This is a genomic window from Paenibacillus provencensis (genome assembly GCF_042678545.1).
Lineage (GTDB): Bacteria > Bacillota > Bacilli > Paenibacillales > Paenibacillaceae > Paenibacillus > Paenibacillus provencensis.
The window spans coordinates 3,214,040-3,227,905 of the sequence record NZ_JBHTKX010000001.1; the positions used below are offsets into that span (position 1 = coordinate 3,214,040).

At 46.8% G+C, this 13,866-nt stretch carries 10 protein-coding genes and 1 CRISPR repeat array; of the genes, 4 read left to right on the top strand and 6 right to left on the bottom strand.

Annotated features, from left to right (window positions below; translation table 11 throughout):
• Positions 1 to 310 precede the first annotated feature (310 nt).
• Both ACFQ3J_RS15430 and ACFQ3J_RS15435 read left to right on the top strand, forming a co-directional pair.
• A complete protein-coding gene (locus ACFQ3J_RS15430) occupies positions 311 to 646 on the top strand; it encodes a nuclear transport factor 2 family protein (RefSeq protein ID WP_170862543.1) in 336 nt (111 codons plus the stop codon).
• A 389-nt stretch (positions 647 to 1,035) separates the two neighbouring features.
• Positions 1,036 to 2,010, top strand: a complete 975-nt coding sequence (locus tag ACFQ3J_RS15435) for an aldo/keto reductase (protein ID WP_251582527.1) — start codon at positions 1,036 to 1,038, stop codon at positions 2,008 to 2,010.
• A gap of 79 nt (positions 2,011 to 2,089) precedes the next feature.
• On the opposite strand, the gene ACFQ3J_RS15440 is transcribed toward ACFQ3J_RS15435, so the two are convergent.
• The 5 genes from ACFQ3J_RS15440 to ACFQ3J_RS15460 form a co-directional block, all read right to left on the bottom strand.
• Entirely contained in the window at positions 2,090 to 3,682 is a 1,593-nt protein-coding gene (locus tag ACFQ3J_RS15440; protein ID WP_251582529.1) for a response regulator, read from the bottom strand.
• Positions 3,651 to 5,579 (bottom strand): cache domain-containing sensor histidine kinase, encoded by a 1,929-nt coding sequence (locus ACFQ3J_RS15445; protein ID WP_251582775.1) that lies wholly within the window; start codon positions 5,577 to 5,579, stop codon positions 3,651 to 3,653. Before ACFQ3J_RS15445 ends, ACFQ3J_RS15440 begins: the two co-directional genes overlap by 32 nt.
• Before the next feature lie 157 nt (positions 5,580 to 5,736).
• Positions 5,737 to 7,404, bottom strand: coding sequence for an extracellular solute-binding protein (locus tag ACFQ3J_RS15450; protein WP_091160380.1), 1,668 nt, complete (start codon positions 7,402 to 7,404; stop codon positions 5,737 to 5,739).
• Between the two features lie 55 nt (positions 7,405 to 7,459).
• Positions 7,460 to 8,350: a carbohydrate ABC transporter permease gene (locus tag ACFQ3J_RS15455; protein WP_091160382.1), complete on the bottom strand. Its 891-nt coding sequence runs from the start codon at positions 8,348 to 8,350 to the stop codon at positions 7,460 to 7,462.
• Positions 8,351 to 8,373: 23 nt separating this feature from the next.
• Complete coding sequence (locus ACFQ3J_RS15460) at positions 8,374 to 9,351, bottom strand: ABC transporter permease (RefSeq protein ID WP_251582530.1); 978 nt, start codon at positions 9,349 to 9,351, stop codon at positions 8,374 to 8,376.
• 183 nt (positions 9,352 to 9,534) lie between these two features.
• Here ACFQ3J_RS15460 and ACFQ3J_RS15465 point away from each other — a divergent pair, with 183 nt between their 5' ends.
• Positions 9,535 to 10,119, top strand: coding sequence for a GNAT family N-acetyltransferase (locus ACFQ3J_RS15465; protein WP_251582531.1), 585 nt, complete (start codon positions 9,535 to 9,537; stop codon positions 10,117 to 10,119).
• Positions 10,120 to 10,296: 177 nt separating this feature from the next.
• Entirely contained in the window at positions 10,297 to 11,112 is an 816-nt protein-coding gene (locus ACFQ3J_RS15470; protein WP_251582532.1) for a DUF4097 family beta strand repeat-containing protein, read from the top strand.
• Between the two features lie 80 nt (positions 11,113 to 11,192).
• Positions 11,193 to 13,399: direct repeats of the CRISPR family, unit length 32 nt; unit sequence ATTTCAATCCACGCATCCACGTAGGATGCGAC.
• Positions 13,400 to 13,567: 168 nt separating this feature from the next.
• Here the strand turns inward: ACFQ3J_RS15470 and cas2 are convergent.
• Positions 13,568 to 13,858, bottom strand: coding sequence for a CRISPR-associated endonuclease Cas2 (gene cas2, locus ACFQ3J_RS15475; protein ID WP_091160386.1), 291 nt, complete (start codon positions 13,856 to 13,858; stop codon positions 13,568 to 13,570).
• Between the last annotated feature and the right edge of the window lie 8 nt (positions 13,859 to 13,866).

Sequence of the window (13,866 nt, forward strand, 5' to 3'; positions counted from 1 at the left end):
CTGCAGCGCCTCCTTACGACGAAATGATATTTAATAGAATAAATTCCAGACTCACGGTAGAACAATGGCGCGAATCTCCAAACCGTAACCCAAAGCTTCACAATCCAGCAAAAACGATACGGTTTGTTCTCTGTACATTTGGTTGGTTGAACCCTGAACATTGCAGAGCCTGTAGAATGAGCATATATCTTTTGTGAAAATGATAATTAGTCTAAGAAAAATGGTATATGTTAAAGGATAATTTTGTGATACAATGCGGAGAAGCTTTAATACATTAAACCCATTTTACGAGAAAAAAGGAGAATTCACCGTGTCCATTACTGATGTTATTGATGCACAGCTAGCCGCGTACAATGCGCGGAACATTGAAGATCTACTGGCTACCTATCACGAGGACTGCGTCATTGAAGATGCTGTCGGCAACATCCAGAACTCAGGCAAAGAAGAAATCCGCGAGCGTTATACAGCTTTGTTCGAGATCAGTCCTGAGCTGAACGCAACCATCACGAATCGCATCGTGCACAATAACTATGTCATTGACCATGAGTCCGTAACAGGACATCGCGGCAGAACGGACGTGCTGCTGGCGGTACCTGTATATCGTGTTGAGAATGGTCTGATTACACACGTAAGATTTATTGGATAAGGAAGATCCCCGAATAACCCTATGGGAGCGTCTCCATATAAATAGAAGGCCTGTACCTCAGACGATGAGGACAGGTCTATTTATTATTATGAAGCTACTAGATTATTGCCTGCCTTATGTTATTATTTTACTCTGCTGTCATGGCAACAAGCTCTTCAAAGGCATCCACTTCCATTTCCACTTCCACTTCAGCCTGATCTAAATTAATATATTGTTTATAATATAGTGGAATCAATTTCATAATACCTTTAGCTGCTTATATCAAGGGTATATATAGATCAAAATGATTTTATTTGTCTATATATAGTTTCAAATTTACCTATTTAATGACTTATGAAATTGATTCAGTAGAGAGCAAATTAAACAATCTCAATATAGGAGTGATAACGATGAAATATACATACCTCGGACGCAGTGGAATGCAGGTCTCTCTTCTCGGTCTTGGCACCAATTCTTTCGGAAAAAGAGCGGATGAACACACTTCGACCCGCATCCTCCATCATGCCATCGACCGCGGAATCAACTTTATTGATACGGCCAACATCTACGCTGGAACGGAATCGGAACGCATTATTGGACAAGCACTGAAAGGTAGAAGAGACAAGGTCGTCCTCACGACCAAGGCCGGACTCGTCGCTAGAAATGACTCCCCGAATGGGCGCGGATCTTCCCGTTACCATCTGCAGCAGGAGCTTGAGAACAGCCTGAAGCGGCTTGGGACCGATTATGTGGATCTGTATCAAATTCACACCTTCGATCCGAATACGCCGCTGGAAGAAACACTCCGCACACTCGATGACATGGTTCGTGCCGGCAAGGTACGCTATATCGGTGCCTCCAATTATGCTGCTTGGGAGCTGATGAAGGCACTCGGGATCAGCGAGCTGAGAGGATATGAACGTTTTGTCTCCAATCAGGTCAGCTATTCGCTGGCAGACCGAACGCCGGAGCGCGAGCTCGTTCCGATGTGCCTGGATCAAGGTGTCGGAATTATTCCTTACTTCCCTCTGGCTGGAGGAATTTTGACCGGAAAATATACAGCCGAAACTGCGGTACCTGCGGGCTCCCGTGCGGAGACCGACCCGAACTTCCAGCGTTTCCTGGAGCAGCATAATGTAACACTCGGACAACAAGTGGCAGCTCTCGCGGCCGAGACTGGATATACACCAAGCGCATTATCCATCGCCTGGCTCATGAACCGGCCTGCCGTATCCACTGTCATCGTCGGCGCAACCCGAACAGAGCAGCTGGATGACAACTTGAGAAGTCTCGACATCGAGATCAATACAGAGCTCGGAGAGAAGCTTGATGAAATAAGCGATCGATTCCTATTCTCGAAACCTTTTGCTGCCTACCGAATATAATACGAAGGAAAAGGCTGGACCTTAGCTTTACGCCCCCCGTAAGCTCAAAGTCCAGCCTTTCTCTTGTCTTCTAACCACTTCATTTCCCGTGCCCTGCTTCCATACCTCCGAGCTGACGATATTCATGAGGAGACACGCCCTCCAGCTCCTTAAATACGCGGGAGAACTGCTTGCTGTTCTCAAAGCCCACTGCGAGGCTGATCTCCGCCATTTTCATGGAGGATTTATGAAGCAGCAGCTCCTTTGCCCGCTGGATACGTACCTTTTTGAGATAGGACACAAAGTTGTCTCCCGTATACGCCTTGAACGCCTCGCTGAAATACGAATAATTGAGCGATACATGATTGCTGACCATCGCCATATTCAGAGGACGTTCGTAATGCTCATGTATATAACGAACCGCTTCTTTCATATCCGCATGCTCACTATGCGCCAGCCGAATGCGGGACACATAATCATTAACGCTGACGAGCAGGTATTCCAGCTTCCTATAATACTCGTTAAAGCTCTGAAAATTGTTAAGGCTGCCGACCAGCTTATACATCTTCAGCACCTCAACCGAGGATTCCCCGTATCTCCTAAACACCTCGTCGAACACATTCTCATTAATCAGTCCGCTTACCTTCTCCAGATACGTCATATCGATCTGCTTCAGATGATCCAGCTCAAAGATGGAGGCAAGCAGCCTCTTCATCTCTTCCATTCGATCTGTCCCCAGCATATTTCCGAGCTTACGCAAGGCGCCATACGGCAGTGGAGGATTCATCCGATTCGTGAGTGCAGCATCATATTCGATATAATAAGCACTTGGATGCAAAAAAGTATATCGCAGTGCCGCCTGCGCCTCTTGATATTGCTCATGCATCTGAGCCAAATCCCTCTGCTCTGTGCTGATTCCGATGCGGAATCCGTTCCACCCTTTCTGCTCAGCCTGCCTTGCAAGCTCTTGGTACCAGTTTGCAGTATTTCCTGCCAGAATAAGCCTTCCTTCTACATCCGTAAGTGCAAGCTCTGCCCTAACATCCATGGATTGACTGAGCCGCTCGACCAGACGCTGAATTTCACCTGTCGGCATGACGGACCCATCTACATATCTGCACAGCACCATCGCGACCGCATAAGCGCTTGCTGGTGAAATACGATCTGCCCACTCCTCCTTCATCTGCTGCAGCTCTTCTTCCGTAACAGGTCCTGTTCCAAATAGAAGCTGCCGCACACGGTTCTTGTGCTGCTCCAACTGCAGCTCATACTTCTCCTGTCTTCGTTCCAGATTCGAGGCTTCTAATTCGCTCAGTTCCTTATCCACCCGATTCAGCATATCAAACAGCTCGGTTCGCTGAATCGGCTTCAGCAAATAATCCTTCACCTTGTACCGGATTGCCGTCTTCGCATATTCAAAATCATCATATCCGCTGAGCAGCACAACAGCCGGCCTTCTTCCTCCCGGTTCACGATCCAGCTCCTCCAGCAGCCGGATTCCATCCAGGACCGGCATGCGAATATCGGTTAATATCAGATCTGCACGAGATGCACGGTTCAGCTCAAGCGCCATTTGTCCATTCGAGGCCAGTTCAATCTGATAGGCTGATGGATATTGCCGCTCAATCATCGTTTTAAGTCCCAGGCGAATATTTTTCTCATCATCCACGATTATGAGTTTCCTCACCTTCATCTCCCCCTGTCATGACCACTGTAGGCAAAGTAATGGTTACGATCGTACCGACACCCTGTGTGCTATGGATCGTAAGACCGTATGGTGATCCAAAAAACAGCTGAATTCGCTGATGCACATTCATCAGTCCAATCCCAGCAGATTGATTCGATCGGCTGATTTCATTTGCCGCACTCGGCGCAGGCGCTTCTCCCAGATTCACTTTCTCGGAGCTTGAGCTTTGGAGCTGATTCCTTAGCAGCTTCAGATCCTCCTCCGCCATCCCCGTTCCGTTATCCTGGATCCATATTTGGCATTTGCCGCGGATCGCCTCTGCCCGAATGGTCATCGTCTTATTTCGGAATCCGGCCTCCTCTGCTTCCTCATACCAGCCATGCTTGACGCTGTTCTCTACAATCGGCTGAAGCGACATCTTCAGCACTTCTGCTTCCAGCATCGCATTCGGCACATCTACGATCAGCGTAATCGGTGTATCAAACCGGATATTCATCACTTCAATATAATTTCGGATATGCCTCAGCTCATCTCTCAGCTTCACATAGTCCCCTGACCACTTGAAGTTATATCGCATCATCCCTCCAAGTGAAGTGAGCGAATCCGCAATTTCCCGCTGATCCTCCATCTCGGCCAGCATCCGTATATTCTCCAGTGTATTGTACAGAAAATGAGAGTCAATCTGATTATGCAGCGTTCTTAGTTCGGCTTCCTTGGACATCGCTTCCTTACGGACAGCCACAGCGACCAGCTCATTGATCTTGTTCATCAGCTTATTGAAATGAAAGGCCAGCTCGCCAATCTCCCCGCCGCCCCGGATCACAACACCCGTATACAGCTCTCCGCGACGCGCCTTTTTCATCGCTTCTGTAAGTCTAACCAGATTTTTCAAGATGAAGGAATTGAGTACGTAAGCAATAATCGTAAAGATAATAATGAACAAAATATTGATCCCAATCGTCGTGTTGCGGATCTTGGATATCTGCGCCAGCACGTCCTCCATGGACAGTACATTCAGCAAGTGTGCATTCAATCCTTCTAGAGGGACGCTCAGAAAAATATAGGATTTGCCCGCCTCCTTATACTCCATCTGCCATGGCTCACCATCGGACAACGCTTGGAATTTAGCCTGAATCGCCTGCTCCATCATAGGAGCATCACTTAGCAGCGACTGTTTCGCGCGCGAGAAGACCTCACCTTCTCCATCGACCAGGAACAGCTGGGACCGCTCATCCTGGACAGTAAAAGTCCGGGGGGAAAATTCCGAGAGCAGCATATCGACCTGAATAATGCCGGAACGTTCTCCACTGATCACACTGATCTCTCGCAGCAAAGAAACCTTGGGCTCCTGCTCTACCGATCGTTTAATAAGATCTCGGTCGGTGTACTGAAATGACCACATCTGCAGATCACCAAGACCATACGTGTCCTCGTACCAAACTTCGTCCTTGATCCGACGTTCACTGAAGATAATCGGCCATATTTCATAAGCATACGGATTGTCCGTGAATAGATACAGATGCTCAATGTTCGGATTGTTGAACTGGATTCTTGTGAGATTAACAAAAGCGCTCATATTAAAATCAACCAGCTCACCCAGCGGCAGCTCTGTCTTCCTAGTTAAATAGTTCAGCACCTCTTTGTCTGAAACGGCAAGCTGCGCCGAACGCTCCATGGACTCAATCTGGTTCATGATATGCAGCTTCTCCATATCGAGAATATAGGCACTCTTGTCTACCGCATCCTTCATGTAGGTCTCGTTAATCGCACGAAAAGAAAAGATGGATACGAGCAGGCTCGGTACCAGTATTATCGCAATATATGCTGCAATCAGACGACTCTGCAAGGATCTGTGCTCCCACCAGGATACAAAACCCTGCACCAGATTGGTTCCTCTTCTCATCACAATAAATCCATCCCATTTCTGCTTGTATTTGCAGGTAAAAGCTCGAAAAACCCGCAGTCTGCGGGTCATTCGAACCTTAACATCTGATTGCGTATTCATACGAGTTACGAATAGAATATGGCTGCGAAAGGTCTGTACGGGTCGACCTAATTTCCTATTTCAAGAATTCAGCCAGCTTCGAAACGTTCTCCTCGTATTTCTTCTGCTGGAATGCCTGAACCTCTGCAAGACCTTCCTTCTCACGCTTCTCCTGATAATCCGTCCAGACGGAATCAAACTCGGCCTCGGATTCTGACATCAGCAGCTTCGGCAGCGTTTTGCCCCACAGCTGAGCAAGCTTCGTATTAATGATACCCTCAGGTGAGTTCCCCGTTGGATTCAGCAATTCAAATTCGGAAGCGCTTACCGTTTTGCCCTTGGTCCAATCCTCCATTTGCTTGAACGGCTCAACAGACGGCGGAGTCCACTGTGCAGTAATATTCGTATTCATCAGCATCCAGAATGTAAATGAGGCACCGTACTCTTTGTCGAAGGCAGAACGGTCTGCATTCAGCAGTTCCAATGCTTCTGGCTTAAACTGATCTTTGCCGTCAATGGTGTCGTAGGTGACTCCCTTTTCACCAAGATAGAGATCCTTGTTGCCTTCTTCACTGTTCAGGTAGCTCAGGAAGCGAATCGCACGCGCCTTATCCTTCACATTCTTGGAGATCAGCGTCACAGTCCAGCCCGAGATTCCCGGTCCATCCAGAGTCGGTGTATCCAGGTTCGTGTTCGATGGTCCATCTACAGCGATATATACGGAATTCGGATCGTTTGCATACAACGTATTTTGCTGAGCAGCAAGGTCACTGCGCTGATAAATCATGGCAAAGTATCTGCCTTGTGCAATTTTCTCTTCCATTTGAGGACGTTTATCAATGAAGATATCCTTGGATAACAATCCTTTCTCATTTGCAGTACGCAAGGTCTTGAGCCATCTTACATACTCTGGATCCGTTGCCCGGTCGTAGAGCTTGCCGTCCTTCTCCTTCGGAATCGCGAGCAGGTTCTGAATGTATCCTTCGAGAGAGTAGTTGCCGTTCTCCGTAAATTCATGCATACCCAGAGGAATCAGCGGCTGACCATTCACATCAGGGAACTTCTCTTTGGCCGCCTCAAGTGCTGCAAGGAACCCTTCCGGAGTTCGCATGTCCGGACTGCCGATCGCTTCATACATATCTTTTCTCACGAGAAACACTTGGTTGGAGACATAGGTGTCACCATACTGCTCATAATCCTTCGGTGAAGAAGAAGCATTAGGATAAGCATATACTTTACCGTCCGGCTGCGTGTACCAGGACAGCTTCGCTGCATCCGATGCAGTGAAGAAGTATGGATCATACTCCTCTGCGAGCTCGTTCAGTGGAAGCACCAGACCTCCGTCAATCATCTTCTGAACGGCATCGTCGCCCTTATCGATCGTAATGAAATCCGGAAGTTTACCGGATGCTATTAGAGTATTCATTTTTTCGCTCTCATTTCCTGCTGGCACGATAAAATTGATATTTACGCCTGTTTTTTCGGAAATGTATTTCGTTGTTGGATCCACGCCCCACTGATTTGGAAACCAGGAGAAATTCAAGTACCAATCAAACGTAATCGGTGAAGTATCCACCTTCCAGCCTGGATCATCCTTCGTCAGCTGAACAGCAGGTGTCTCTGTATCCGGTGTCTCTGTATCCGTCTCTTCTGCTCCTCCCGAGGAAGAACATGCAGTTGTAAAGATTAATACGAGTGAAGCCAGAAGAATCAGAACTCTTTTCAAGCCCAATGTTTGGTTCATGCATTTAACCCCTTTTCGGCTTATTTGTATACTGTTCCTATATGTTGCCTTACACTCATCCTTTGATGGATCCGATCATCATCCCCTTCACGAAATACTTTTGCAGAAATGGATATACGAACACAATCGGGAGCGTCGTGACGACCATGGTTGCCAGTTTAATCGACTGTGAAGTCACGGTCTTAGTTGCTGCGGTTCCCTGTACTGCGGCTACCATCTGGTTGGAGCTCGACTGGGCAACGACTCGGTACAGATAAGTCTGTATCGGCTGCATATCGGTGTTGTTGATATAGATCATTCCGGTAAAATAGTCATTCCACTGATACACGCCATGGAACAGAGCAATCGTTGCGATAACAGGCAGGGATACCGGGAGTACAACTCTCAGGAAGATCGACCAGTCATTCGCGCCATCAATACGTGCCGCCTCCTCCAGTCCTTCGGGAATTTCCCGAAAGAAGGTCATGAAGATAATGAGATCGAAGAAGCTGAACATGACAGGAATGATGTAGACAAGAAAATTGTCCAGCAGATGCAAATCCCGAATGAGCAGGAAGGTTGGAATGAGGCCTCCCCCAAAGAATAAAGTAACCGTTCCCATCAGAATGTACAGCTTGCCGCCGATCAAATCCTTGCGGGAGAAGGCATAAGCCACCATGGCGGTAAAAAAGACGTGTACTGCGGTACCAACCACCGTCTTCGCAACGGTAATACCCATTGCCGTCATAATGCCTGGGCTTTCGAACACCGCCTTGAAATTATCGAGGCTGAACTCACGAGGCCACCAGTAAATTCCCCCTCGCATCGCATCGGTTCCATCGTTAAAGGCATTGACAAGAACATACCAGATGGGATACATCGTCAGAAAACAAACAACGAGCATAATCAGGGTATTAATTGTATCAAAAGCGAACTCCCCTTTAGTTCTGCGATTAAGCGTCCACAAGGCTATAGACTCCTCCTTTCTCCTTAATAAAGGGATGTTCCGTTAAGCTTCTTCGACACCTTGTTTGCAAGGAGCAGCAGAATGAGCGCGATGACCGATTTGATCAAGCCGACTGCCGTCGAATACGAATAACGTCCGGATAGAATACCGGTCTGGTATACATAATAGTCAATTACATTACTGGCACTGTCGTTCAGCGAGTTGCGCAGTACAAGAATCTGGTCAAAGTTAGAGTTCAGCACACCGCTCACCGCGAGAATGAACAGAATCGAGATGGTCGATTTAATAGATGGCAGTGTAACGTACCACATCTTCTGGAATCGTCCCGCTCCATCAATGGTTGCTGCCTCATACATTTCAGGCGATACACTCGATATCGCTGCCAGATAGATGATGGCAGACCAGCCAAGCTCCTTCCATATATCAGAGGCAATAATAATCGTCCAGAAATATTTCGGCTCGGCCAGATAACTGATCGGCTGATCGATAATGTTCAGTGCCATCAGGATGTTATTAATCACCCCGATATCCGACAGCCATGTCGCCAGAATTCCTCCAAGAACGACCCATGATAGAAAGTGAGGCAGATAGGAGATCGTCTGTACCGTGCGTTTGAACTTAACACTCCTCAGCTCATTGAGGAACAGGGCGAACAGAATTGGAAGCGGGAAACCGATAACCAGCTTGAGCAAGCTCATTCCCAGTGTATTTCGAATTACATTACCGAGGTTGTCATCATCCAGAAACTCTCTGAAGTGTTCGAGCCCAACCCATGGTGCGTCCGATATGGAGCCGATAATGTCGTATTCCTTGAATGCGATAATAATGCCGTACATTGGGATGTAATTGAATATGAACATCCAGGCTACACCAAGCAAGGCCATTGTCTGTATGTGCTTCTGTCTGAGAAATTTCTTTCCCAGCTGGAGCGCAGCTGAAGCTCGGGGAGCTTTAGCTTGCTTCGCAGAAACAGGTGGTGCTTGGCGAGGTTCCATGTCCATAGAGGAGCCCCCTTCATTTTGTAATATTCATTGTGTAAGCACTTACATTTGATAAATACATCATACTTTCAAATCATGGGGCTGATAAGGTGTTAAATTTCGTTTTTGGTGCTCATTTTTCGGGTTGATCCTCTTTACGACCCATGTTATGTTTATTAGAAAAATTTTCTAGGGGGCGCTGCTATGAGTACTGCTAAGATTGATCCGATTCTGTTAAATTTCCCGGATAGCATAGATAGCGAAAGGCTGATGATTCGTGCACCGAGACCAGGTGACGGCACGGTCATGAACCAGGCGGTCCATGAGAGTCTCACCGAGCTGGCACCCTGGATGCCTTGGGCCAAGACTGCGCCTAGTGTAATCGAATCTGAAACACAGATCAGGCAGTCCGCGATTCGTTTCGCGGAGCGCACGGATCTGCAGCTCCTGCTGTTCCACAGAGAGACCGGCGGTCTCATCGGAAGCAGTGGTCTGCACCGGATCGACTGGGAGTCCCGGAAGTTCGAGATCGGCTACTGGGTTCACAGCGCCTATACCGGACAAGGCTACATCACGGAAGCGGTGCATGCTATCACCCATTTTGCAGTTAAAGAGCTCAGCGCGAACCGAATTGAGATCCGTTGTGATGCCCAGAATACGAATAGTGCCAATGTAGCCAAACGGGCAGGATTTACGCAGGAAGGTATTCTACGGGGAGACAGCATCGGGGTCGACGGCACGCTTCGTGACACCTGTGTATTCGCGAAGGTACGGGGACATGAATTGTAGATTTATATACAGTTCCGATTCAAAACGTGTAAATGTCCAACCAACCGGTACTGCTAAGGAAGCAGTCCGGTTCTTTGCGTTTTTTTTCGAATATTTCGCTTGCCATCTTACTTTTATTCTTACAATTAAAGGGTAATAAGTTGTAAATTATACTAACAAAAAAAGGAGGAACCGCGCATGAAGAAGCCATGGAGTATCATTTTATCTATGACTGCCGCACTTGCGTTAACTTCATGCGGTAATGATCCTTCATACCAGACAGGAAACACCACTACTGTAGAGCAGCAGGCCATTCTCGGCCAGAGCCCTACATCTGCCAGTGAACAGAAACGCTCAGGCTCAGATAATGTAGATAAGCCGCAGCATATAACACAGACTCAGGAAATCGAGGCTACCGACATTCGGTCGATCCGTATTGCGGAGGGGTACGAAGGAAATATTTTTATCAAAATGGAATCAAATGCAGAACGAATCACCGCGACTCTTAACGTTGAGCAATGGTCACATGAAGAGCAGCCTCTGCTGTTCGTTAACACGGTGGATCAGACCTTGACCACGGGAATTCGTTATCCGGAAGGTACAACGAGTGAGCAAGTGAATCACACAAACGGCAATGTGGCAGCTCAAGAGAGTGCAACACTATCTATTACAGTGCCCGAGAAGCTGTATGAGGAAATTTCACTCACGACACGCAGCGGGTACATCACGGCAGAGCACATGAATGCAGCATTCATGGAGGTAAAGACCGGGGCGGGAAATCTTGATTTGAAGCAAGTCAATGCCGAGAAGTTTGCTGGTGAGACGGGAGTCGGAGATGTGTTGTTCAAGATCAGCCATCCGGAGCACTATAAATTCAGGGCTAATACGGGGAACGGAAAGGTTGAAATGCTGGGAGAAGTATACGAGGATCATAGCAGATTGATCGCTAAGGGAAATGGCTTTAATGAAACCCAATTAGTCACAAGCAAGGGGAATGTGAGGGTCTATGAGTAAATTAAAAAATGGTGTGAGACTATAAGAAGCCTGAATTGGTTAAATCCAGGCTTCTTTTGGCTACCCAACCCATGCTCTATATTTCAATTCACGCATCCTCGTGGGATGCAAACTTGTACCGGTTCATCGGACAATACGGAACAGAGTGATTTCAATCCACGCATCCACGTAGGATGCGACCTGTACAACCTGACAGGCTTAGAACCTAATGTGACTAAATTTCAATCCACGCATCCACGTAGGATGCGACATGATGAAGTACAAAAAGAAACCAATATTGATTATTTCAATCCACGCATCCACGTAGGATGCGACTTGGAACGTTTAACAAGTTTAACGATCACTTCGGTATTTCAATCCACGCATCCACGTAGGATGCGACACGGCGGTAAATGGTGCCTAATCTGCGGTATATCAAATTTCAATCCACGCATCCACGTAGGATGCGACGACGTTAATGTTACGCCTAATTTTACGGGGTGGCAAATTTCAATCCACGCATCCACGTAGGATGCGACTCTAATCCAGAGGGCTTTTTCTATTTGAGGGAGAGGGATTTCAATCCACGCATCCACGTAGGATGCGACTGGTAAGGTATTGGCGCTTTGTTCAATGCATGGAAATAATTTCAATCCACGCATCCACGTAGGATGCGACGCGCCACAACAAACGTCTTTAAGCTCCCGTCATTATTTCAATCCACGCATCCACGTAGGATGCGACTTAGTTGACTTCTTTTCACTAAACTCGATATCAAAATTTCAATCCACGCATCCACGTAGGATGCGACTACATCTTTACGCTTTATACTTGGGTTTTTTCTATTTCAATCCACGCATCCACGTAGGATGCGACTATTTATTACGGTTTGGCTTCTCACTAAATCGTCAAAGATTTCAATCCACGCATCCACGTAGGATGCGACTCCTAATCGGTATCTATTTGGTACTAAACCGGGGTAAAATTTCAATCCACGCATCCACGTAGGATGCGACACAACAACAATCATCACAAAAGGCGATACTGTCGCCATATTTCAATCCACGCATCCACGTAGGATGCGACGTATTTCGATGTTGCAAACAGCAGAGGGTGCTTTATTTCAATCCACGCATCCACGTAGGATGCGACATCACCCGGCGGAACACGTTACGCGACTTCGGTGATTTCAATCCACGCATCCACGTAGGATGCGACGGGTAATGAGATGGACGCGGAACGGTTAGAATTTATCAAATTTCAATCCACGCATCCACGTAGGATGCGACCTATGCGAGTTGGCGAGCATTGGTCGCTAAGTAAAATTTCAATCCACGCATCCACGTAGGATGCGACTGCCTGCTTCACTACTTATTGCCCAACTCCTTCAGATTTCAATCCACGCATCCACGTAGGATGCGACCATACGATTAGCAAACATTCTTACGCTCGGTACCACAGGATTTCAATCCACGCATCCACGTAGGATGCGACGTTATCGAAAATACCGATTAGTCCATCTTCATGTGAATTTCAATCCACGCATCCACGTAGGATGCGACTACATTTACATCATTCCTAGTTGACCAGGATGGGGTAATTTCAATCCACGCATCCACGTAGGATGCGACCTACCGTGCGCTCGTACCAATGTCATTGATGTGGTGGTATTTCAATCCACGCATCCACGTAGGATGCGACCGGTTGAATCTAATCAATTGACGTTTAGTACACTTATTTCAATCCACGCATCCACGTAGGATGCGACTTTTGATTCCTCAAACAATGTATTGACTGAGATATTTCAATCCACGCATCCACGTAGGATGCGACCGGCTATGCTTGGTGGACATCGCGTGGCTAAGTTTATTTCAATCCACGCATCCACGTAGGATGCGACCTCAAATTCCTGCATCGTTAGAAAATGGTAATTTATTTCAATCCACGCATCCACGTAGGATGCGACGTTTGGTAAAGGCGGCACAAATTCCTGCATCGTTAATTTCAATCCACGCATCCACGTAGGATGCGACAGGCACTCGTATATGGGTCTTAAGTCACAGGAAATTAATCATTTCAATCCACGCATCCACGTAGGATGCGACGTGCTTGACCTGAAAGGAGGTGAAGCATAGTGGAAGATTTCAATCCACGCATCCACGTAGGATGCGACGGATATTCACGTAAATGAAAATCAGTTGGATGATTGATTTCAATCCACGCATCCACGTAGGATGCGACGCAATCCACCCTCGCCAGCCCATGCATGAGAGAGTATTTCAATCCACGCATCCACGTAGGATGCGACTCCGATTTCGGACAGAACTCTGTCGAAATATCGTGGTTTTTAAATTATTGGGTAAAGAAATCTAATATAGCATCAATATAATATCCATATATTCATACTAAACCCATTATTAGGTCGATTATTACGGTGCGAATCTCCCAGTAAAATGATGTTCACTTCGGGTTCGCATTAAAAAATAATAGGGCCTCCAAGATCAATAGAACTTTTGATACCAAAGTGCTCTATTTTGTTCTTGTAGTTGTTTCCTAATTGATAAATTCGCAAACTATCTGTTTCATTATCAATAATTTTAAGTAATTTCTGTTTGAGAACAGTGAGTTGCGTAGCATCTACGACACACTCAAATACTGAATTCTGTACTCGCTGCCCATAATCCTGGCATGTCTTAGAAACTCTTCGCAATCTAGCCTGACCATCATTCGTTTGCGTACTAACATCATAAGTAATGATAACCATCATTTGCAGCA